This is a genomic window from Acinetobacter sp. ESL0695, assembly GCF_029392135.1.
Lineage (GTDB): Bacteria > Pseudomonadota > Gammaproteobacteria > Pseudomonadales > Moraxellaceae > Acinetobacter > Acinetobacter pollinis.
In genome coordinates this window covers 648,361-671,247 of sequence record NZ_CP113932.1, presented here as the reverse complement: position 1 = coordinate 671,247, position 22,887 = coordinate 648,361, and the positions used below count along the sequence as shown (strand labels likewise).

The 22,887-nt window shown below is 36.5% G+C and carries 19 protein-coding genes; 11 read left to right on the top strand and 8 right to left on the bottom strand.

Going from position 1 to position 22,887, the window contains the following annotated elements; translation table 11 throughout:
* The gene (locus tag OZX61_RS03170; protein ID WP_277095289.1) at positions 1 to 1,170 is read right to left on the bottom strand and encodes a GGDEF domain-containing protein; all 1,170 of its coding nucleotides are present in this window, start codon (positions 1,168 to 1,170) and stop codon (positions 1 to 3) included.
* A 94-nt stretch (positions 1,171 to 1,264) separates the two neighbouring features.
* A complete protein-coding gene (gene ffh / locus OZX61_RS03165; RefSeq protein ID WP_195770625.1) occupies positions 1,265 to 2,671 on the bottom strand; it encodes a signal recognition particle protein in 1,407 nt (468 codons plus the stop codon).
* Between the two features lie 143 nt (positions 2,672 to 2,814).
* Here ffh and ccsA point away from each other — a divergent pair, with 143 nt between their 5' ends.
* From ccsA to OZX61_RS03150, 3 genes are all read left to right on the top strand, one after another.
* The gene (gene ccsA, locus OZX61_RS03160) at positions 2,815 to 3,621 is read left to right on the top strand and encodes a cytochrome c biogenesis protein CcsA (RefSeq protein ID WP_195770626.1); all 807 of its coding nucleotides are present in this window, start codon (positions 2,815 to 2,817) and stop codon (positions 3,619 to 3,621) included.
* An 82-nt stretch (positions 3,622 to 3,703) separates the two neighbouring features.
* A complete protein-coding gene (locus tag OZX61_RS03155; protein ID WP_277095288.1) occupies positions 3,704 to 4,627 on the top strand; it encodes a tRNA-dihydrouridine synthase in 924 nt (307 codons plus the stop codon).
* A 164-nt stretch (positions 4,628 to 4,791) separates the two neighbouring features.
* Positions 4,792 to 6,477, top strand: coding sequence for an ABC transporter ATP-binding protein (locus OZX61_RS03150; RefSeq protein ID WP_277095287.1), 1,686 nt, complete (start codon positions 4,792 to 4,794; stop codon positions 6,475 to 6,477).
* Between the two features lie 24 nt (positions 6,478 to 6,501).
* Here the strand turns inward: OZX61_RS03150 and OZX61_RS03145 are convergent, their stop codons facing one another.
* Complete coding sequence (locus OZX61_RS03145; RefSeq protein WP_277095286.1) at positions 6,502 to 6,840, bottom strand: YegP family protein; 339 nt, start codon at positions 6,838 to 6,840, stop codon at positions 6,502 to 6,504.
* Positions 6,841 to 7,093: 253 nt separating this feature from the next.
* Here OZX61_RS03145 and OZX61_RS03140 point away from each other — a divergent pair, with 253 nt between their 5' ends.
* Both OZX61_RS03140 and mdtD read left to right on the top strand, forming a co-directional pair.
* The gene (locus tag OZX61_RS03140) at positions 7,094 to 7,822 is read left to right on the top strand and encodes a folate-binding Fe/S cluster repair protein (RefSeq protein WP_277095285.1); all 729 of its coding nucleotides are present in this window, start codon (positions 7,094 to 7,096) and stop codon (positions 7,820 to 7,822) included.
* Between the two features lie 76 nt (positions 7,823 to 7,898).
* Positions 7,899 to 9,311, top strand: a complete 1,413-nt coding sequence (gene mdtD / locus OZX61_RS03135) for a multidrug transporter subunit MdtD (RefSeq protein ID WP_277095284.1) — start codon at positions 7,899 to 7,901, stop codon at positions 9,309 to 9,311.
* Here the strand turns inward: mdtD and OZX61_RS03130 are convergent.
* From OZX61_RS03130 to OZX61_RS03120, 3 genes are all read right to left on the bottom strand, one after another.
* On the bottom strand, positions 9,308 to 10,195 hold the full coding sequence (locus OZX61_RS03130) for an AEC family transporter (protein WP_277095622.1): 888 nt from the start codon (positions 10,193 to 10,195) through the stop codon (positions 9,308 to 9,310). The genes mdtD and OZX61_RS03130 overlap by 4 nt on opposite strands.
* Positions 10,196 to 10,265: 70 nt before the next feature.
* Complete coding sequence (locus OZX61_RS03125; protein ID WP_277095283.1) at positions 10,266 to 11,375, bottom strand: NADH:flavin oxidoreductase/NADH oxidase; 1,110 nt, start codon at positions 11,373 to 11,375, stop codon at positions 10,266 to 10,268.
* Between the two features lie 14 nt (positions 11,376 to 11,389).
* Complete coding sequence (locus tag OZX61_RS03120; RefSeq protein WP_277095282.1) at positions 11,390 to 13,552, bottom strand: TonB-dependent receptor; 2,163 nt, start codon at positions 13,550 to 13,552, stop codon at positions 11,390 to 11,392.
* Positions 13,553 to 13,747: 195 nt separating this feature from the next.
* Between OZX61_RS03120 and mutM the strand changes: the two genes are divergently transcribed.
* Entirely contained in the window at positions 13,748 to 14,569 is an 822-nt protein-coding gene (gene mutM / locus OZX61_RS03115; protein ID WP_195770633.1) for a bifunctional DNA-formamidopyrimidine glycosylase/DNA-(apurinic or apyrimidinic site) lyase, read from the top strand.
* A gap of 2 nt (positions 14,570 to 14,571) precedes the next feature.
* Positions 14,572 to 14,856: a peptidylprolyl isomerase gene (locus OZX61_RS03110; RefSeq protein WP_277095281.1), complete on the top strand. Its 285-nt coding sequence runs from the start codon at positions 14,572 to 14,574 to the stop codon at positions 14,854 to 14,856.
* Between the two features lie 41 nt (positions 14,857 to 14,897).
* On the opposite strand, the gene mscL is transcribed toward OZX61_RS03110, so the two are convergent.
* The gene (gene mscL, locus OZX61_RS03105) at positions 14,898 to 15,338 is read right to left on the bottom strand and encodes a large conductance mechanosensitive channel protein MscL (RefSeq protein ID WP_195770635.1); all 441 of its coding nucleotides are present in this window, start codon (positions 15,336 to 15,338) and stop codon (positions 14,898 to 14,900) included.
* A 201-nt stretch (positions 15,339 to 15,539) separates the two neighbouring features.
* A complete protein-coding gene (gene typA, locus OZX61_RS03100; RefSeq protein WP_195770636.1) occupies positions 15,540 to 17,378 on the bottom strand; it encodes a translational GTPase TypA in 1,839 nt (612 codons plus the stop codon).
* A gap of 169 nt (positions 17,379 to 17,547) precedes the next feature.
* On the opposite strand from typA, the gene OZX61_RS03095 reads away from it, so the two are divergent.
* The 4 genes from OZX61_RS03095 (at position 17,548) to OZX61_RS03080 (ending at position 22,884) form a co-directional block, all read left to right on the top strand.
* Positions 17,548 to 18,915, top strand: coding sequence for a nucleobase:cation symporter-2 family protein (locus OZX61_RS03095; RefSeq protein ID WP_195770637.1), 1,368 nt, complete (start codon positions 17,548 to 17,550; stop codon positions 18,913 to 18,915).
* Positions 18,916 to 18,966: 51 nt separating this feature from the next.
* Positions 18,967 to 19,989: a class I SAM-dependent methyltransferase gene (locus OZX61_RS03090; protein WP_277095621.1), complete on the top strand. Its 1,023-nt coding sequence runs from the start codon at positions 18,967 to 18,969 to the stop codon at positions 19,987 to 19,989.
* Positions 19,990 to 20,004: 15 nt separating this feature from the next.
* The gene (locus OZX61_RS03085; RefSeq protein WP_195770638.1) at positions 20,005 to 21,468 is read left to right on the top strand and encodes an amino acid permease; all 1,464 of its coding nucleotides are present in this window, start codon (positions 20,005 to 20,007) and stop codon (positions 21,466 to 21,468) included.
* A gap of 210 nt (positions 21,469 to 21,678) precedes the next feature.
* Positions 21,679 to 22,884: an RtcB family protein gene (locus OZX61_RS03080; RefSeq protein WP_277095280.1), complete on the top strand. Its 1,206-nt coding sequence runs from the start codon at positions 21,679 to 21,681 to the stop codon at positions 22,882 to 22,884.
* Positions 22,885 to 22,887 lie beyond the last annotated feature (3 nt).

Below are 22,887 nucleotides of genomic sequence, written 5' to 3'. Positions count from 1 at the left end.
TTAAGACGATAAACAACTCACAACTTGATTGCGTCCATTTGTTTTCGCATATGAAAGTTTCTGGTCAATTTCAGTATAAATATCTTGAAAATCTTGGGTAGTGTCATACTCACCTATTCCCATACTTACAGTAATTTTTAACCCTACTGCAATTTCAGAAAAGTCATAATTCTCGATATCATATCTTAATTTTTCAGCTTTTTTTCTTAATCTGTCTTTGTCTAGCTCTGGAAGAATAACCATGAACTCCTCTCCACCTAGACGAATTACTTTCTCTTCATTCACTACCATACTTTCTTGAATTAAAACTACAATTCTTTTTATAACTGCATCCCCAATAGGATGACCATATTGGCTATTTACCTCTTTAAAAAAATCGATATCTAGCATGATCAAACTGAATTTACTCAGTTTTGGTAAATCAAACTCAATAAAATGCTGTAAGCCTAGACGATTATAAGCACCTGTCAGAATATCAAAGAAACTCTTACGATTAACATCACGAATTAAACGTTTAATCGCGAGTAATAAGGTCAATACACTAAACGAGAGTATAAGTAGATAAAAAATATGCTGTAATCTATAGAAGTGTTCGTAAAATGGGTTTTTATTTTCTAAAAATAAGATTCTGAGCATTTCAGGAGAATACGACAGGTAAGCTAAGCGCCATGCCAAAGACATGAACCATAAAACCAGTACAAATACCCAAATTTTCTCTAAGATATCTCCAAAGACTAAATGCCGTACATGCCAAAGTGCAAGAACCAAAAAAACCAATAATACCGTATAGACGCTAAATACTCTCATAAAGTCTGCAAGATCTGTGCTTGGCATGAGAGAACTAGTACAGCGAATAATAAAAGAAACGATAAGAATACTAAAACAAAGTGATTGATTCAGCTTTCGGCCTTCAAGTGTGACAATACCTTGTGTGACAAAATAGCTGAATACTAAAAAACAAATTCCACTTAAGGTAACATTGAGGGACACATTATCTGGTGTATGAGCTATTTGGAGACCAATCCCTAAACTCATTCCCCCAAAAGCAATACTTAGATAGATGAGATAGCGTGCTTTTGCCACAAGAAAGTAGATCAGGCACAGTAAAATTCCCATCAAAAGAATTGTTAAAGGATACGCTAGCATTACTGAAAGTAATATACCCGTCACACATAACCCCATACTCAACCAACGGTTGAATGAATTAATTTTATCCAAAGAGGCCAAGTATAGCGAATAAAAAAGGCGCTATGCGCCTTTTTTACTATTTTTTAGAATTATTATTACCAAATAGTGGCCCACCACCACCGCCACCAAATTGTTTTTGCATGCTACCAAGTGAACGCATCATCTTGCCTAGACCACTTGGATTTGCAAATTTCTTCATCATTTTTGCCATTTGCGCATGTTGCTTAATCAGTTTATTCACTTCAGCAACATCCATACCACAGCCAGCTGCAATACGTTTTTTACGACTAGGATTCATTAACTCAGGGTTACGGCGCTCTTTTAGCGTCATCGACTGAATAATTGATTCCATCTTTTTAACTTGTTTCTCAGGTTTTGCTTGTTCAATAGCTTGCTGCAAACCTGCATTACTCATTCCGGGCAATTTATCTAAAAAGCCCATCATACCGCCCATTTTATTCATTTGCTCAAACTGCATCAGCATATCTTCAAAGTTGAAGTTGCCTCCTTTTTGCAGTTTTTTCGCCATTTTTTCGGCTTTTTCTTTATCAATTTTACGTTCAACTTCTTCAACAAGAGAAAGAACGTCCCCCATTCCTAAAATACGTTGTGCAATACGTTCAGGATGGAAAGGTTCAAGGGCATCTAACTTTTCGCCCATACCTAGAAACTTAATTGGCTTCCCTGTAATTGCACGCACAGAAAGCGCAGCACCACCACGTGCATCACCATCTGTTTTTGTTAAGATAACCCCTGTTAAAGGTAGCGCATCATTAAATGCTTTCGCTGTATTTGCAGCATCTTGCCCTGTCATTGCATCTACAACAAAGAGGGTTTCTGTTGGTTTTACTGCTGCATGTAAAGCCTTAATTTCGTCCATCATGTTTTCATCAACATGCAAACGACCAGCTGTATCGACAATCAGAACATCGGCAAACTTAATTTTAGCCTGTTCAATCGCACGATTTACAATATCAATTGGTTTTTCTGCTGCATCAGAAGGAATGAATTCTGCACCAACCTCATTCGATACGGTTTCAAGCTGTTTAATTGCAGCAGGACGGTATACGTCGGCAGAAACCGTCATTACTTTTTTCTTCTGGCGTTCTTTTAAGTAACGCGATAATTTTGCAGCTGTTGTAGTTTTACCAGCACCTTGTAAACCCGCAAGAAGAACGACAACAGGCGGTTTTGCAGCAAGATCAAGACTTTGATTTGCTTCACCCATCATTTTTGTGAGTTCATCGTGTACAATTTTAACGAATGCCTGACCTGGTGAAAGTTGAGTTAAAACTTCCTGTCCAAGTGCTTGCTCCTTAACTTTCGCAATAAATTCGCGTGTTACAGGCAAGGCAACGTCGGCTTCTAAAAGTGCCATACGTACTTCACGTAATGTATCTTTAATATTATCTTCGGTCAGTTGTCCTGAACCGGTAACATTTTTTAGACTCTGCGTGAGTCGTTCTGTTAAGGTATCAAACATTGCAAATTCCGCTTAAAATGGCCAGTTGCAAAAAAATCTTTCTCAAATAGAAAATTTATGCATTAATTGCTATAGGATACTTGAGTTCTCTCTCAATTTATATCTTCTAGCATGAATATTCATTATTGTAACAAAGGTTTGACATGATCAGTCTTCCATTGGTGTACACAATCCTCGCCTTAGTCGCTTATACCACAGGGTTTTGGTACGCCTTTATGCATTTAATGGCAAAGCACAAACCAAATAATTGGTTTATGAGTATTACAATTTCCATTGGACTACTGTTGCATGGTTATGTTTTGCATAATGATATGCTTACAGCAAATGGGGTCAATTATGATGTTTTCAACCTCCTGTCCTTTACTTCAGGACTCATGCTTGTATTAAGTGTTTTATATAGCACATATCGCCCTGTTTCTGCTTTAAATCTTTTAGGTATTCCTGTTGCTGCGATTGGTCTCATTTCTGGATTTGCATTTAGCCAACCCAATCAATATGCCAGTGCCCACTCTATTGGATTAGATATACATATCATTTTGTCTTTGTCTGCCTATGCAGTATTACTCATGGCGACAATTCAAGCCATTATGATGTGGTTCCAAGACCAAGAACTTAAGAAAAAACAAAAAAGACTTTGGGTAAACTTATTACCTCCATTTCAGGTCATGGAATCATTACTCTTTGATATGCTCATGACTGGATTTGTCATGCTCACAGCCGCATTATTGTTTGGCTTTTTTATGGTAGATAGTTTTATTCAACAACATCTTGCGCATAAAACTGTATTTAGCATTATTTCTTGGTTCGTCTACGGTTTCTTACTGGTTGGTCACTTCAAATTTGGTTGGCGCGGTCAAAAAGCAATTCGCTTCACTCTTACAGGCTTTGTACTATTAGCGATTGGCTTCATTGGTAGTAAATTTATTTTAGAAATTATTTTAGGCCGCTAATTCATTCATTATTTTAAGTATAGACAGTCCTATATTAATTGCGTATAAACACTTTTTTCTTTAATGATCGAGGTTGTGGACAGTGAAACTCATTCTAGCGCCGATGGAGGGGCTTACAGATCCAATCATGCGTGATGTATTAACACATGTTGGGAGTTTTGACTGGTGTGTTACCGAGTTTATTCGTGTCACAAATAGTATTCTACCCGATCACGTTTACTATAATTATTGTCCTGAATTAAAATCAAATGGCTGTACAGCGGCGGGAACACCCGTACATGTTCAATTTTTAGGTAATGATGCTTTCATGCTTGCAGAAAATGCAAAGCGTGCCGTTGCCTTAGGCGCACCTGCTATCGATTTAAACTTTGGTTGCCCTGCAAAAACAGTAAATAAACACAAAGGTGGGGCTATTTTATTAGATGAGCCTGATGTCATTCACAAACTGGTTAAAGCAGTCCGTCAGGCGGTACCATCTCATATACCTGTTTCTGCAAAGATGCGTCTTGGCTATTTAGATGAAAACCATACGTTAGAGAATGCACATGCAATTGAGGATGCAGGAGCAAATTGGTTAACCGTTCATGCACGTACAAAAGCAGATGGATACACTCCGCCTGCCTATTGGGAAAAAATTTATCCAATTCAAGAAGCACTTAAAATAAACGTTATTGCAAATGGCGAAATTTGGAATAACCAACATGCGAAAGCATGTATCGAACAGTCAGGTTGTCAAGATTTAATGATAGGCCGCGGTGCTGTAACTACACCAGATTTAACTCAATGTATTCGTAAAGGTTCAAACGAAGCTCTCATGCAGTGGAAAGATTTAGTTGAATTACAAATTCGTTTTTTAAATGGTCAAAGTAAAACTGAGTTAGGTATGGTAGGTAGATATAAGCAATGGCTTGGTATGATGAGTAAGGCCTACCCCGAAGCAAAACAAGTTTGGAATAATGTCAAACGATTAAAACAAATCGATGAGATTATTGAGCAATTATATTAAAAATAGTACAATAGATATTCAAATAGATATTCAAATAGATATTCAAATAGATATTCAAATAGATATTAGATAAGTCTAAGCCAAGATATCTAATATCTATTATATTATCTTTATATCATTTCATTACACTACTATCCTAGGAGTATGCGATTGGAAATACAATTTTGAGTAAAATTGAAACTTATAAGATCTTTTGGGCGATCTCTAAAATATATTATAAAAACGCAAAAACCCACCTTATCCTCACACTTATTTTAATCCTATTCGTATCATTATTATCTGCCCTACTCCCTTACTTAATGAAAACGATTGTCGACTCGATAAGCAATCAGAATTCAATTAATAAATTTCAAAATTTATTCTCTGTAAATAATTTATTCTTTCTTGTTTTTGCATACTCATTTACATGGTTTATCAATAATTTCTTTGAACAGATTAAAAATTTATTTAGTGCAATTGTTTATTCAAGGTTTGAGTCTTCAATCTTATCCTCTAGCTTAAACAGTTTTTTGAAAATATCTAAAAAAGAACAAGATAAACTAGATATTGGCGTTTTTCATACCGATGTTTCAAGAGCCAGTGATGCTTTTGCAACACTTAACATTACAATTTTCTTTGTACTTTTGCCAATGTTGATTCAGCTGATTTTTATGTCATTTATTTTATATAAAAACATTAACTTAAACTTTTCAATTATTTTTACAATTGGTGTGATTATTATATTTATCTTATCAAATAAAATTAATAAAAAAAGTGGCAAATATTATGAACCATTTTATAATTCACATAGCAAATTACACAGTTATTTTATTCAAAAAATTAACCATGCTTACGATATAAAAATTAATCACTCTTATAATTTTGAAGGAGAAAAATTTAATAAAAATCTTCAATCTTATGTAAAAGAAAATACAAAAAGTCATGTTAAAATTGGTACTCTTATGATTTTACAAACTTTTTTTATTTTTATTTTTCTACTATCTTTTTTAGAAATAAGTATTCACTACTTGTCATTAAAAGAAATTACATCGGGTGATTTCGTTATGATTAGTTCATACATTATTATGCTGACCACCCCCTTTCTAATGATTTCACAACATATAACACTGATTAATGGTCATTTCGTATCTCTAAATAAGGTTTATAAGTATTTCAGTTTAGAGAAAGAAAAGACCACCATGGAAAGCTATCATTATAAAAATTATTTTTTCCAGTTCAAAAATAGTAGTATTTATCTTGGTGATAAACTCATAAAGAACTTTAACCTTAAAATATTAGAAAATAAGACATATCTTATTGTTGGTAAAACAGGCATTGGAAAATCCACGATTGTTAACTATATGCTTGGGCTGTACAAGTTAGAGAGCGGTCATCTATATTATAAAGATCTAGATATTACCAAAAGTTACTCGACAAAAATTTTTAATGAGGTTGCATTTGTATCACAGAGCAATTCATTGTTCAGCGGTACATTAAAGGAAAATCTTATCTATAATTCACCGTATCAATATTCAGATGATGAGCTTCTCACTTACCTTCAAAAATTTGATTTAATTGAAATATTAAATACAAATAAGTTTACCCTTAATGATGATATGACTGAAATATTAAAGAGTTTTTCAGGAGGTGAAAAGCAAAGACTTAATATCATTCGAGCACTTTTAAAAAAGCCCACTTTACTTATTCTAGATGAACCGACATCAGCTTTAGATGAAGACACTGCTATTAAAGTTATGAACTATATTCAAGAACATGTTCATAGCCTTATTATCATTACACACTCAAGACACTTAATTCAAAAATATGACCATATTATTGATATTGAAGAAATCATTAAAAGACATACTTAAAGTATGTCTTCTAAAGTATCAAATTTAGGCTTCTGTTAAATCTTTAACTTTTTCAGATGCCCCATTTGTTTTTACAGATTCAATACCATGATCTCGTGTTTGAGTACTACTGTACATTTGACTTGTTCCGATGACCTGATGATTGACTGCTTTTAAATTAAAGTAGAGTTTTCCATTTTTCGCTTCTAAGCGCTCATATTTACCGTCTTCTGGAGAGTTTTTTTGAACAGACTCAATTCCATTGAATGCAGATGCTTTGGCTTTATATAACTCACTTGTTAGAATAATTTCACCGTTTCCCGCTTTTAATACAAAATGAAACTGGCCATCTTTTGCTTTTGAAAGTTCATACCAACCAGACATAATAACCTCATCATATTTATTTAATTTTTTATATCAGCCGTCATGTTTACTGATACCTTCTATTCACTATAAAGCCTCATTAAATGTTTTTAAAGTGATTGTTTTGTAATCATTTTGATTTTTTTCTTATATTTTATGCACCAGATTGAAAATACTTATTTCGATTATCTATACCATCTTGCAATCAGAAGCTGATTTTTTTTATAAAATCCGACAAAATAACTTCATACCTAAACTAGCTTTGAGAATAACGATGGAACCCCTCAAATTCATTCAATATACATTTATAGGCACAGATGCATCTAAGTTCTTACAAGGTCAAGTGACTTTACATGTCGAACGACTCGAAGAAAACGAGATAAAATATACTGCTATTTGTGACTTAAAAGGCCGTGTACACTTTGGTCTTTGGTTAACAAAACACAATACAGATCATTTTGATATTGTTGTTGTAGACGACCAAAAAGAAGCTTTTTCTAGTCATATCAAAAAATATGCCGCTTTTGCCAAAGCAACGTTATCCGAAGTTGCTGAAGTTTATCCATCTTTCAAAAATGAAGAGACAACTTTTCAGTCTTCTCCTACAGATGTGATTGCATGGCAAATTCAAGCAATCGAGCATGGCTATGCTTGGATTAGCCAAGCAACCGAACATCTGTTCCAACCTCAAGAATTACGTTTACATCAAAGAAATGGCGTACATTACGATAAAGGTTGCTATTTAGGTCAGGAAATTATTGCAAGACTTTGGTTTAAAGCTCAGCCAAAACAATGGTTACATCTCGTTAAAAGCAATCAACCTATTCCAGCATCTGGTCATAAAATTGAAGGTAATATTCAAATTGTAAATATGATTCAGACTAAAAATAATGAATATATCGCACTCGTTATTGCAAAACCAACAACTTTGGAAGAAACTTCTTTCTTAGAAGTTGTTGAACTTCCTTCTCCTCTAAATGAAGATGTTGCTCGAACAAAATAAATGCATTACCAAACAGCGTTTGTATAGTACAAACGCTCACATCAAAATTTAGAATAAATAAAATAAGAGAATCATAATGAGTCAAGGAACCCAGACCAAAGATGTCCCCGAACCAATAAGTAAAGAATATCGTCCTATTCTTTGGCTTGTTGCAATGGGGTTTTTTATGCAGCAGTTAGATAGTACGATTATTAATACTGCTTTACCTAATATTGCACAAAGCTTGAATGAAAACCCACTCAACATGCAATCGGTGATTGTAGCTTATGTACTGGCAATGGCTGTCACTATTCCAATTAGCGGATGGGTAACTGATCGGTATGGTATAAAACGAACTTATTTTTTTGCTATTATCTTATTTAGCTTAGCATCAGTTGGCTGTGCACTGTCTCAAAATCTTACTCTTTTAGTTATATCAAGAGTATTTCAAGGCATCGGAGGGGCACTGTTACAACCCGTCGGCAGATTAACAGTTTTAAAAGTCATGCCACGTCCTCAACTTTTAGCAGCTCTTAGTTTTGTAAGTATTCCTGGCCTCATTGGTCCACTCATTGGCCCTAGCCTTGGAGGACTAATTGTAGAATGGATGAGTTGGCATTGGATTTTCTTAATTAATGTGCCTATTGGTATTGTTGGTGCTTTTTTCACGCTCAAAATACTACCCAATATGCGCCAGTCTCATTTAGAAAACTTCGACTATATTGGTTTTATTTTTGTTGCGACAAGTATGGTCAGCCTATCTCTTGTCCTTGAAAGCATGGTCGACCAAACACGTTCTCAAGCAAGTATGATTATTCTAATTGTGATCGGTTTATCTGCAGGTGCTTCTTATTGGCTACATGCTTTACGCCACCATGCACCACTCTTTCATCCGAGCATTTTTAAGGTACATACATTTAGCATCGGTATTTTAGGTAATCTATTTGCCAGATTAGGAAATGGTGCTATTCCATTTATGATGCCACTGATGTTACAGGTCGCATTAGGGTTCAATCCAACAATGGCAGGCTTGATGATGATCCCACTTGCTGTGGGTTCTATGCTCATTAAACGCTTTATTACACGTCTTATTTATCGTTTTGGTTATCGCAGAGTTCTGGTCGTTAATACACTATGTGTAGGGCTAGGTATTGCAAGTTTTGCGTTAATTACACCAAATACGCCAATCTGGTGGCAACTCATTCATTTCTTTATTTTTGGTATCTTTAACTCTATCCAATTTACAGCAATGAATACCGTCACAATTAAAGACCTTGCACAAGAAGATGCAAGTAGTGGAAATGGTTTACTCTCCGTAGTACAACAATTGTCGATGAGTATGGGTGTAGCAATTGCAGGTGCCGTACTGAATAATTTTATTCATCTCGATGGCAAGCAGCATATGCTTCAATCTTTCCATTATACTTTTTTATGTTTAGGCGCACTCACCGTATGTGCAAGTTGGATCTTTTGGCAACTTAGAAAGTCACCGCAATCTAATCGTGCTTAAGACCACCACACTAAAATAAGTGTACTGGCAATGACTAGCCCAAGTACAGTGCTAATAATAGAAGCATTTAGTGCGCGCTTTTCAATTCCATAAATATGCCCTAAGACTTGAAACAATGTAGGCATAGGTAGTACAGCGATGAGGGTTGCTATACGCATCATTTCCTTATCTTCACTAAAACTATAAAAGAGCAAAAATATGAGTGCTGGCATAAGTATGACTTTAAAAATGACAGGACATAATGCCAACCCATCTAAACGTTTGACTTTCACACCTGCGAGGCCACCACCAATCATGAATAGTGCGATAGGTGCTGCCGCCTGCCCTAATACCTCAAGCGTTTCATCTAGTACCTTAGGTAAAGATATGTCTAAGAATAAACAACTAAATGCGATTAAAATAGACAAGACCAAAGGACTATGCAAAGCGTTATATACGACTTTTCTAAAGAATAAAGGAAATGCTGTTTTTTCGTAGGCATGAGAATCCGTCAGAAATAAAACAAGCGTTGTCAAAATAAGACTTTCAAATAAAATAGTATGCGCCAAATATGCAACCGCATCTTTGCCGACAACCATTGGGACAATTGCAGTACCAATTAATCCAGTATTTGACATGGCAGCACCAAATGAAAAAATGACTGCCGATGTTAAACGCTGATGGAAAAATCGCTTTAAAATATAATAAGAAGCAAAAAATATAACAAGTGAAGCAAAGCCATAAATAAGAAAGTATTTAGGCTTCCAAACCTCTTCAAATGTCTGGCCAAGCAATGCATGTAAGAGAAATGCAGGAAGTGCAACCTTCATGACAAAAGTGCCAAGACTTTTAATTTGTTCGGGGGTGAGTAATCCCCAATTAACACTCAAATACCCAATTAACACTAAGAATAATATAGGTAAAATTACTGTGAGGAACACATTCTTTCTCTATGTATATAGATTACTTTTTGCACTAGAAAGGTTTAAATAACCTTCCGCGATAACCATATGGTTCACAACGTAAATATTGAGGAGCAACAGTAACTTCCTCGCCTAAAGCTTCTGCTGCATACCAAGGCCAACGAGGGTTATATTGTATCGCTCTTGCGATTGCAATAGCATCTGCTTGATCTTTTTGTAAAATATCTTCAGCTTGTGTAGGTTCTGTAATCAATCCTACCGCAATAATAGGGACTTTTACCTTTGCCTTAATCTCCTGAGCAAATGTAACCTGATAATTTGGCTTCACATCAATCATTTGATCTCTATGCAAACCACCACTTGAAACATGAATATAAGCTATACCTAATCGTTCTAAATGTGCTGACAAATAAATACTCGACTCTAAATCCCAGCCCTCATTTTTCATCCAATCGGTTGCTGAAATGCGAATACCAAGTGGAAAACCTTTCGGTAAAACTTGTTTAATTTCCTGAATAATTTCGAGAACAAGACGGCATCTATTTTCTAATGAACCACCATATTCATCTTCTCGTATATTTGAAAGTGGCGATAAAAATTGATGTAACAGATAACCATGTGCTGCATGAATTTCTATAAGCTGAAAACCAACTTGAATAGCACGTCGGGCTGCTTCAACAAAGTCTCTTTTAATTTTAATAATTTCTTCTGACCCCAATGCACTTGGTGTTTTACCATTAATCAGAAATGGAATACTACTTGGTGCAACAGTCTGCCAGCCCCCATCAGCATTTGTAGAATCTTGATTTTTCCAAGGAGCTTCTACAGATGCCTTACGGCCAGCATGTGATAACTGTATAGCAAATGGCATCGGAGAAATTGTACCTATTTTACTCAGTACCGTTTGCATTTTTAGAGCTTGGCTATCATTCCATAAACCAAGGTCTGCATCACTAATACGTCCTTCAGGATTAATTGCAGTCGCTTCAATAATGCATAACCCTGCACCAGAAAGAGCATAACTTGCCCATTGCTGCTCATGCCAAAATTGTATCTCACCTTCAAGAGTTGCAGCATACTGACACATAGGTGCAATACATATTTTATTTGCTAATTCAAGCTGGTCTAGAACAAATGGTTTAAACAGCAATGACTTCATCATGTTATACGCTCTATTTAAAACTGCTTACTAATGCTTAAACCAGCACTCCAATTACGACCATCTGCAGGTTCAAAATAACGATTTGCAGATTTACCATTCACTACTGTAGAGTCATTTACAATGACCGAACCGATATAATTCTTATCAAATAAATTATCTACACGTGCATAGGTATTTACAGACCAATCCTTGTATTTATAAGCATAACCAACATCGATAGCAGTGACTGTATAACTTGGTGCAGTGTCAGTATTCTGATCATTAACGTAGATTTTATCCATATAACGAACATCGACTCCTGCATGAAAACCAGTTTCAGGTTTCCAACCTAAACTTGCAAATCCCTGACTCTTTGCAACTCCTGGTATGTAATTTCCTTTTTGAATCGCGCTCACACCTGTATTTGCAGCAACATCAGCATCAAAAGTTGCATCTAGATAACTATAACTTGCCTGTGCAGTTAAATCTTTCCATAACTTTTTGTTCCAAGATACTTCTATACCTTGGCGTAGTGTTTTATCTGCATTCCTGAAGGTTGCTCGCCCATTGCTACTGCCTGCTGAGACAATGTCATTCTTCGTTTTACTCATAAACCCTGTCAAAGCAAAAATACCAAATTGATTATCTGCTTTTAAGCCAATTTCATAGTTATCACTGGTCGAAGGTTTTAGTGCAAAGTTAAAACCGGCACTTCCATCAGCATTATAAGCCATTTCAGTGAATGTCGGTGTTTCAAAACCTTTTGCATAACTGGTATATGCCAGTACATTTGGCGTAATTTTCCAACTGAGTGCAATTGAAGGTAAAGCATGGTTATAATTTGTCTTACCGCTATTGTCTCCATTACTTAGATAATGGTCTTTAGACTTATAGTGAACATTGCTATAACGCAATCCCGTATCTACACGCCAAGTAGGTAAAAATTGCCAAGATGCTTGAATATAAGGGTCTGCATTCCAAAGTGTATTATTTTCATTACGGCGAATATTTCCTTTCTCGCCCAAGTTATAATCTGTGGCTGCGGTATTTTTTGCAGATCTTGTAAAGTTTTCATAACCTTTACGATCTTCATCCATTGCATCTAAAGCCAAACCTGCATTAATGGTCGTATTTGGTAAGAGCTCTTTCCCTGTCCAACGAAAGTCTGCGCCATAATAAGTCCGATCAAAGTCAATCACACCACCAGCATGATTAATACTTCCACGTTGCGTTGTATTTGGAATAGACTGATACTGTGTTACTTGACGGTTTCCAACATACCCCATCGCGTATACACTGTTATGGTCATCAATTGGCTTTGACCATGTAAGACCTGTTTGCGTTTGCTCTAAATCTTTTCTGGTATTATATGTTAAGACACCAGTCTGAACCTGTTTTGGATTGCTTAACCATTGTGCTTTCGTTAAACCCATCGGATCAGCCGCATGAATTTTAACGTAATTCGTTACCCAGTTAATTTTACTGCCATCATCTAGATTCCATGTGAGTTTAGCATTATTTAATACTTTATCGGCTGCGCTATGATCACGATAGCCATCTGTATTGAAATATGAAGAGCTAATGACATAAGCAGGTTGTGAAGCTGTTTTTGCACCACCCTGTAAAATTAGACCTGTATGATTACTATTATGACTACCACCACCATAACTTAAAGTGATCGAATCTTTTCCTTGGCCTTCTTTTGTCTCGGCAAGCAATACACCACCTGATGAGTTTCCGTATAAAGAAGAAAATGGACCCGTTAGTACCTCTACATGATCTAAGCTATTTAAATCAATATTTGATGTCTGTCCTTGACCATCAGGCATCGTTGCAGGAATGCCATCGACATAAATGCGGATGCCTCGAACACCAAATGTTGCTCTTGCACCAAACCCACGCATTGATAACTGTAAATCTTGTGCATAGTTTTGACGATTATTTAATTGAAGACTTGGAATCCCCTGTACAACCTCAGTCAGATTTACACCAATATTATCAGTTTGTTTTGGCATATCTATTCTATAAATAGAAGCTGGTGTATTTAAATAACTGGTTCCCGTTCTTGTCGCTTCTGCAGTAATCGTGGGTAATTCTTTTACACTATTGGTGATATCGTCTGCATAAAGATTTTGGCAAATACATACTGAAATAAATAAAAGTGGTGTATTCCATGGCATAGTTATAAGCGAACGCATGCTTGATCCTTTAAGATTCTTGTGAATATATTTTAAAATAAATCAAATACATTGTAACACTTATATAACGATTAAAATCGATGATTCATATTTTCTATGGAATTCAAAACTATCATTTTTTATAAACTATAGTGATTTACAATATGTCGTTTACGATCATGTTAAAATAGATTTTTCATGTCATGATTTTATACTATGCCTGAACTTCCTGAAGTTGAAACCACCAAAACCAGTTTGCTACCACTTATTGGCAAAACTGTCACTTCTGTGAGTGTTAGACAACCTCAATTACGTTGGAAAATACCTGAAGATGTAAATACCCTTGTTGGGCAAAAACTGGTTAAATTATCGCGTCGTTCTAAATACATTATTGCCTCATTCGAACAACAAAGTATGCTTTGGCATTTGGGTATGTCTGGAAGCTTTAGAATTTGTAATGCCGATGAACCACTCAGAAAACATGATCACTTCATTCTTCATTTCAAAGATATAGAGTTACGCTATCATGATCCGCGTCGTTTTGGTTGTATTTTATGGGCTAATGAAGAAACTGAAAAAAATTTAATTTCAAAATTGGGGCCTGAGCCATTGAGTGAAAGCTTTAATGCAGAATATCTTGCAGATAAATTAAAAACAAAAAAAACAGCCATTAAAGTTTCTCTTATGGATAATCACATCGTTGTGGGTGTCGGTAATATCTACGCCACTGAAAGCTTGTTTAATCTAGGTATTCATCCGGCTCAGCCAGCAAATACGCTAACACATATACAAATTGAAAAACTTGTAATCGAAATTAAAAGAATTCTAAAACAAGCCATTGAGCTAGGTGGGTCTACACTTCGCGACTATACCAATGCAAATGGGGAAAATGGTTACTTTCAACAAACTTTACTTGCATATGGACGAGCAGGTGAAATGTGCATTAACTGTGAAACCACCTTAGAGAACCTCAAACTTGGACAACGTGCAAGTGTGTTTTGCCCCCAATGTCAGCCTTTAAAAATTAAAATGGTGTAATTATGAAAACAGCAATTGTTCGCCATATTCTCGTCAAAAACATCGAGCTTGCACAGCAACTTAAAGAAAAACTTGCACGTGGCAGTGAGTTTGGAAAACTTGCAAAACAACACTCTACATGCAACTCTGCCAAACGTGGTGGGGAGTTAGGTGAAGTTAAACAAGGACAGCTTGTTCCTGTTATTGATAAACTTGTTTTTTCAGCCCCTGAGAAAGTGATTCAAGGCCCTGTAAAAAGTAAGTTTGGATACCATTTGGTTGAAGTCAAATTTCGCATGGATTTCTAAAAAAATAAAAGGCCATAATGGCCTTTTATTTTTTGATGGTCTTACGCATCTTTACGTGCTTTTAACTCATCACGGATTTCACGAAGCAATTGAATATCTTCTGGTGTTGGTGCTGGTTTAGCAGGCTCAGCTTCTTCTTTACGGCGCATCTTGTTAATGAGTTTTACCATTAAAAATACAACCCAAGCCAAGATCAAGAAATTAATTAAAATTGTCAGGAAGTTACCATACGTTAATACGTTTACCCCTGCTTTTTGTAATTCAGCTAACGTTTGCAGATTATTTGGATTTTTTCCAAGAATAATAAATTTTTGTGTAAAATCGACCCCACCTCCAGTAATCATAGTAATAATTGGCATGATGACATCTTTTACCAAAGAGTCGACAATTTTACCAAAAGCACCACCAATAATTACACCCACTGCAAGGTCAATCATATTACCTTTAACAGCAAATTCACGGAATTCTTTCATTATACTCATTGATGCGTCTCCACAATTTTTATTCGTTCGTTCAGCTTACACTATTGTTAAAATTTAAATAAAATAAGCTCTTATTATTACCGTCTAATTTAATCTTTTTTTAAAATAAAGAAAAGCAATAGACACTTAAAATGAACAATTAGATATTATTCAAACAAAAGAGCCACTCGTTAAGAGTAGCTCTTTTTAAACCTTATCGAATTACTTCGCGCGGTTACGTTTACGCTCATTCTCTGTTAAGAATTTTTTACGTACACGAATAGACTTAGGCGTTACTTCTACAAGTTCATCATCTTGAATGAATTCTAGTGCTTGCTCTAATGTCATACGAATAGCAGGCGTTAATGTTAATGCTTCATCTGTACCAGATGCACGCATGTTTGTTAACTGTTTTGCTTTCGTTGGATTCACTGTCATATCGTCAGAACGCGCATTAATACCCACGATCATCCCTTCATACACTTCTAACTGTGGCTCTGCAAAAAGACGACCACGGTCTTGTAAAGTGAATAAAGCAAACGCTAAACATGTACCATTTACCATAGAGATAAGTACACCATTTTGACGTTGTGCAACAGCACCTTGCTTCGCTTTACCATAGTGAGAGAAGCTTGATGTCATAATTCCCGAACCAGAAGTAATGGTTAAGAACTCTGAACGGAAACCGATTAAACCACGAGACGGTACAGTTGCTTCAATACGGATACGACCTTTACCGTCGAGTTCCATATTAGTCATTTCACCTTTACGGTTACCCATCTGCTCCATGATCGCACCTTGATGTTGTTCTTCAACATCAAAAGTTACGTTTTCATATGGTTCTTGAAGTTCGCCATCAATCTCTTTCATGATTACTTCAGGACGAGATACACCCATCTCGAAACCTTCACGGCGCATGTTTTCAATTAATACAGATAAGTGAAGCTCACCACGACCAGAAACTTTGAAACGGTCTGGACTGTCTGTATCTTCTACACGTAGTGCAACGTTATGAATTAACTCACGATCTAGACGCTCACGAATATTACGCGACGTTACAAATTTACCTTCACGACCAGCAAATGGAGAGTTATTCACTTGGAACGTCATCGATACTGTAGGCTCATCTACAGACAATGGCGGTAATGCTTCAACGTTTTTCGGATCACAAATTGTGTCAGAAATGTTAAGTGCATCGATACCCGTAATACATACAATGTCACCTGCACCAGCAGATTCAACATCTACACGATCAAGACCGTGATAACCCATAATTTTTAAGATACGACCGTTACGTGTCTTACCTTCTTTATCAACTACAGTTACTGGCGTGTTTAACTTAACAGAACCACGTTGAATACGACCAATACCAATAACACCCACAAAACTATTATAGTCTAGTGATGAAATTTGCATTTGGAATGGACCATCTGCGTCTACTTTAGGTGGTTCAACGATGTCTACGATTGTCTCAAACAATGGTGTCATGTCTGGCGCTAAGTTATCTACTTCACGACCAGCAATACCGTTTAGACCAGAAGCATAAACAACTGGGAAATCAAGCTGTTCATCAGTTGCGCCTAAGTTATCAAATAAATCAAATACTTGATCCATTACCCAATCAGGACGTGCACCTGGACGGTCAACTTTGTTTAAAACAACAATTGGTTTTAGACCACGAGCAAACGCTTTTGAAGTTACAAAGCGTGTTTGTGGCATTGGGCCATCTTGTGAATCAACTAAAAGTAATACACAGTCAACCATAGACATTACACGTTCAACTTCTCCACCGAAGTCCGCGTGTCCTGGGGTGTCCACAATATTAATGCGGTAAGTTGTATCCGTACGTTTATCTAACCAAGTAATCGCAGTATTCTTTGCAAGAATGGTAATACCACGTTCACTTTCTAGCGCATTCGAGTCCATGACACGCTCAATCTCGCCAGCACGTTCGCCGAGTGCGCCAGATTGTTGTAAAAGTTTATCGACTAACGTTGTTTTACCGTGGTCAACGTGCGCAATAATTGCGATATTGCGGAGATTTTTAATATCTAATGACATGAATTTCGATACGCCTAAAATTTGAGGGCAAATTATACAAAAAAACTCTACTATTTAGTAGTGACATCTAATTGACAAGTGCATTTTTTTAAATGCAGTAACATGTTTTATTTTGTAAAGACATGTAAGTCGATTAGAATAGTGACATCTCTATTTATACCATACTTTTATGTCAGACCCACTATCTTCGAGCAAAGATAATTCATCTGAGCTAATTCTTCAGTTAGAAGATCGACCAAAGTCTTCGACTGCACTTTTCGCAGCATTGCAACATTTATTAGCAATTTTAGTTCCTATTTTAACACCAGGGATTCTCATTTGTGGCGCATTAAAAGTACCCGCGCATGAAACCACTATGATTCTTTCAATGTCTCTGATCATTTCTGGAATTGCTACTTTTTTACAATGCAAGCGCGTTGGACCTTTAGGTGCAGGGCTACTTATTGTACAAGGTACAAGTTTCAATTTCATTGGTCCAATTATGGCAATTGGTAGCTTAATGATTGCAAATGGTACGCCTTATCAACATGTTATGGCTGCTATTTTCGGTGTCGTTATTGCCGGCGCATTCATTGAAATGGGCGTGTCTCGCATTTTACCTTGGGTAAAAAAGCTGATTACACCACTTGTGACAGGCATTGTCGTCTTACTTATTGGGCTCACCCTCATTAAAGAAGGACTCATTAGTATGGGAGGTGGTTATGGTGCTATGGCTGATGGAAGTTTTGCCAATGCAGACAATCTAACAATGTCTTGCACAGTTCTAGCAATTATTATTATTTTAAATCGTATTCCTATTGTTTGGATTAAAAGTTCAGCAATACTACTTGCTTTAGTCATAGGCTATGTTCTCGCAGGCATGATGGGACATCTAGATTTTTCTGCATTCAATACTGCACCAGCTTTCCAAATTCCAACACCTCTTCATTTTGGCATTGCGTTTGATTGGTCACTATTTATACCACTAGCTTTTATTTATTTAGTTACTTCACTCGAAGCAATTGGTGATATTACTGCAACAAGTAAAGTTTCCCATCAACCTGTCACTGGCCCAATTTGGATGCAACGTATTAAAGGAGGTGTTTTGGTCAATGGAGCAAATTCCTTCTTAGCAGGTATATTTAATACTTTTCCAAGCTCTGTATTTGCACAAAATAATGGTGTTATTCAGCTTACAGGGGTTGCAAGCCGTTACGTTGGTTTATGGATCGCAGGATTATTAGTTTTATTGGGATTATTTCCTAAAATTGCAGGAATTATTCAAGCTGTTCCTCAAGCAGTATTAGGGGGCGCTGTCATGGTTATGTTTGGTGCAGTTGCAGCCTCTGGTATTAACATTCTTGCAGGAATAAAATTAGATAGACGCGCACTTTTAATTATTGCAATCTCTCTTGCTCTTGGTCTAGGCATCGCACAAGTGCCAGATTTTCTTAAACACATGCCTGATTTATTGCGCAATATATTTAGCTCTGGCGTCGCAACTGGCGGTATTACAGCTCTTATATTAAATGTAGTATTGCCAGACAACAAAGAGTAAAGTTTCATGCCCAGTATTTCTGGGCAATTGCCTGTAAGTAATGAGAAGTTTATGGATCCAAGAAGTGAGGTTATCTTAAGACAAGTAAATTATTTGAAAGGTAAAGTGTTATTTATTCATGCACCTAATGATCAATTACTGTCTACGCTTGATACATCAATCGAAAGTTCAATTTGGACGTGGAATTATGCAGACCATCAAGCTCAAATTAAAAATGGTTACACCAGTTATTTCGATGTAAGCTTTCCACAACAGGTATACGACCAAGTCGTTATTTATGTGCCGAAGTCTAAAGAATTACTGAACTACATACTCTACCAAGTCGCCAGTCATTTGCCAAAAAAGTCACAAATCTTTTTAGTTGGTGAAAAAAAAGGTGGTGTGGAACGTGCTGCAAAACAATTAAAAGCGTATGGAGAAACAAAAAAATTAGATAGTGCAAGGCATTGTCAGTTTTGGCAAACAACGCTTGAAAAAATAGTACCAATTAAACCACTGACCGACTGGCTTCAACAGTATCATATTGCTAATCATCATATTGATATGACTATTTATAGCCTACCAGGTGTATTTAGCCAAAATCATTTAGATGTTGGTACAGCAGTACTTCTCCCCTATTTAGAGCAGGTAAAATCAGGTACACTTGCCGACTTTGGCTGTGGCGCAGGGGTCATTAGTTGCTATTTAGCAAAGCTAAGCCCAAATAATATTGTACATGCACTCGATGTCGATGCATTCGCACTTGCCTCCACCAAAATTACTTTTGAACGTAACAACATCCCTCCCAACCAGTTCTACACACATGCTGTGACTGGTATTGAAGATGCACCATCTGATTTAGATGCGATCGTCAGTAATCCCCCTTTTCATCAGGGTATACATACTAACTATGATGCAAGTGAGGGACTTTGCCGACAAGCGAAAAAGCATTTAAAAACACAAGGTGAGCTCTGGATCGTTGCCAATCGTTTTTTAAACTATTCAACACTCATTGAAAAATATGTCGGTACATGTACCGTCAAAGCTGATCAACAAGGTTTTAAGGTGTTATATGCCAACAATGCAAAATTTTAAAACAAAGGAATTTAGATGAGCGAACAAAATCAACCTGCGAATTTACAACGTAAGCTTGGTGCACGTCATCTAAATATGATTGCAATTGGTGGCTGTATTGGTACAGGCCTATTCCTTGCTTCAGGCTCAACCATTGCCAGTGCTGGGCCAGGTGGTGCATTGCTTGCCTATGCAGTAATTGGTGTCATGATTTATTTCCTCATGACAAGTCTTGGTGAACTTGCAACACATAACCCAACCACAGGAGCTTTCTTTACCTATGGCAATAAGTATGTAGAAAATAGTTTTGGTTTCGCATTAGGTTGGAACTATTGGTACAACTGGGCAATTACAGTTGCATTTGAACTGGTTGCAGTTCAATTTATTATGAAATTTTGGTTCCCAGATATTCCTGGTTTTTGGTGGAGTCTTGCTTTTCTCAGCATTATTTTTGCAATTAATGCAATGTCTGTAAAAGGCTTCGGTGAAAGCGAATTTGTTTTCTCTCTCATTAAAGTCATTGCAATTGTTGCATTTATTGGTCTCGGTATTTTTATGATCTTTAAGATTATGGCAAGCGAACCAAACGCAGTATTTGCAAACTGGCACTATAAAGATGCTCCATTTGTCGGTGGCTTGCAGGCCATGATTGGAGTTGCAATGATTGCAGGATTTTCCTTCCAAGGTACGGAAATGGTCGGAGTTGCCGCTGGAGAATCTGAATCACCTGAGAAGAATATCCCATTAGCCATTAAGCAAATTTTTTGGCGTATCTTGTTGTTTTATATCCTTTGTATTTTCATTATTGGCACACTCATTCATTACGATGATCCATTACTTATACAAGCAGCAAATAATAACGACGTTTCTGTTTCACCATTTACACTCCTTTATGAAAAGGCAGGACTTGCTTTTGCAGCAGGCTTGATGAATGCGGTTATTCTTACTGCAGTACTTTCTGCAGGTAATTCAGGTATGTATTCTTCAACACGTATGCTTTGGAATATGGCGAAAGAAGGAAGCGCACCCAAAATATTTGCAAAGCTTGATCACCGTGGCGTACCCATGAATGCATTATATGCGACCACTATTATTGCTGCTTTTTGCTTACTTACCTATTTTGTGAGTGAAAAAGATGTTTATTTTTGGCTACTGAACATGTCAGGAATGTGCGGTTTTATTGTTTGGTTGGGTATAGCAGTATCACATTATCGATTCCGTAAAGGTTATATTGCACAAGGTTATAAACTTGAAGATCTCACCTATCGTGCAAAACTTTTTCCTTTTGGTCCGTTATTTGCGTTTGCACTCTGCTTATTCATTACTTTAGGCCAAAACTACCAAGCATTTATGGGCGATCATGTTGATTGGAAAGGTATTATTTCTACTTACATTACCATTCCCGTCTTTCTTATCATTTGGTTAACATACAAAATAAAGTATAAAACTAAATTGATTCCTTACGACAAAATGGATGTAAAACCGCTAAAAAAAGATTGATTTTTTAATTTTCTACGTTAAAATGCGGAAAATTTCTTATTTCACCCAATTAAAGGAGGACATCATGCCATTATTACTAAAACTTTAAATCTTGGCACGATGTCAGCTCACGGACAAGTGTCATATCAACTTGTCCGAGTGCTTTAAAGACCTAGCATTCGCTAGGTCTTTTTGTTTGGACAAAACAAAAAATACATCGAGAAATATGATATGAGCATACAGCTTACATTAAATGAAAATGCCAAATTTGGCGTTCCTATTAAAATTTACACAACTGATATAGATCAAGATAGCCTAGATCAACTTGATAAAATGTCTCAGTTGCAATTTATACATTCGCATATTGCGGTAATGCCAGACGTACACGTAGGAAAAGGAGCAACCGTAGGAAGTGTTGTCCCCACTAAAAATGCGATTATTCCTGCAACTGTAGGGGTAGATATTGGCTGTGGTATGAATGCGTTACGATTAAATTTAAAGTCAAATCAACTGCCTGATAATTTAGCTACATTACGTCATGCAATTGAACGTAAGGTACCTGTTGGCTTTGCAATGCACAAACAGGTTCGTGCAAAAGCATCTACAGTAAATCCACTCGAAAAACGATTAAACCAAATTACACTCAAACATCCAGCTCTAAAAAGAATGTTACGCCACTTTGACATTACATGGATGAAACAGCTTGGAACATTGGGTGGTGGCAATCATTTTATTGAGTTATGTATCGATGAAAACCAAGACGTATGGATCATGCTTCATTCAGGAAGTCGAGGTTTAGGTAATGTTATTGGAACCTACTTTATTGAACGTGCAAAGAAAGAGGCACAACATCGATTTGGGCATGTACCCGACAAGGATCTTTCTTACTTCGCAGAGGGTTCAAACAGCTTCGATGACTATGTAGAAGCTGTTGAATGGGCGCAAGAATATGCTTATGAAAATCGTCGTCAAATGATGAACCTAATTCTAGAAGCTATTCGTCCTCTACTTCCTAAATTTCAGATGACTAAAGAAGCAATTAACTGTCATCACAACTATGTACAAAAGGAGCATCACTTTGGAGAGGACGTGTTCGTTACACGTAAAGGTGCAATACGTGCAGGACTGGGAGAATATGGCATTATTCCTGGCTCTATGGGCGCGAAGTCTTTCATTGTAAAAGGGAAAGGAAATAATGAGTCATTTTGCTCCTGCTCACATGGTGCAGGACGTAAAATGAGTCGTAGCAAAGCCAAAAGACAATTTTCACAGCAAGATTTAATTCAGCAAACGGAGGGAATAGAATGCAGAAAAGATAAAGAAGTTATAGATGAGATTCCATCAGCCTATAAAAATATTGATGAAGTTATGGCAAACCAAGCTGATTTAATTGAAGTTGTACATACATTAAAGCAAGTCATGTGTATTAAAGGATAAACC

Bases quoted from the DNA above. Each gene is read 5' to 3' on its own strand.
- ffh (WP_195770625.1), bottom strand. From the start codon at position 2,671: ATGTTTGATACCTTAACAGAACGACTCACGCAGAGTCTAAAAAATGTT.
- ccsA (WP_195770626.1), top strand. From the start codon at position 2,815: ATGATCAGTCTTCCATTGGTGTACACAATCCTCGCCTTAGTCGCTTAT.
- OZX61_RS03145 (WP_277095286.1), bottom strand. From the start codon at position 6,840: ATGTCTGGTTGGTATGAACTTTCAAAAGCAAAAGATGGCCAGTTTCAT.
- OZX61_RS03140 (WP_277095285.1), top strand. From the start codon at position 7,094: ATGGAACCCCTCAAATTCATTCAATATACATTTATAGGCACAGATGCA.
- mdtD (WP_277095284.1), top strand. From the start codon at position 7,899: ATGAGTCAAGGAACCCAGACCAAAGATGTCCCCGAACCAATAAGTAAA.
- OZX61_RS03125 (WP_277095283.1), bottom strand. From the start codon at position 11,375: ATGATGAAGTCATTGCTGTTTAAACCATTTGTTCTAGACCAGCTTGAA.
- OZX61_RS03120 (WP_277095282.1), bottom strand. From the start codon at position 13,552: ATGCGTTCGCTTATAACTATGCCATGGAATACACCACTTTTATTTATT.
- mutM (WP_195770633.1), top strand. From the start codon at position 13,748: ATGCCTGAACTTCCTGAAGTTGAAACCACCAAAACCAGTTTGCTACCA.
- OZX61_RS03110 (WP_277095281.1), top strand. From the start codon at position 14,572: ATGAAAACAGCAATTGTTCGCCATATTCTCGTCAAAAACATCGAGCTT.
- mscL (WP_195770635.1), bottom strand. From the start codon at position 15,338: ATGAGTATAATGAAAGAATTCCGTGAATTTGCTGTTAAAGGTAATATG.
- typA (WP_195770636.1), bottom strand. From the start codon at position 17,378: ATGTCATTAGATATTAAAAATCTCCGCAATATCGCAATTATTGCGCAC.
- OZX61_RS03095 (WP_195770637.1), top strand. From the start codon at position 17,548: ATGTCAGACCCACTATCTTCGAGCAAAGATAATTCATCTGAGCTAATT.
- OZX61_RS03090 (WP_277095621.1), top strand. From the start codon at position 18,967: ATGGATCCAAGAAGTGAGGTTATCTTAAGACAAGTAAATTATTTGAAA.
- OZX61_RS03085 (WP_195770638.1), top strand. From the start codon at position 20,005: ATGAGCGAACAAAATCAACCTGCGAATTTACAACGTAAGCTTGGTGCA.
- OZX61_RS03080 (WP_277095280.1), top strand. From the start codon at position 21,679: ATGAGCATACAGCTTACATTAAATGAAAATGCCAAATTTGGCGTTCCT.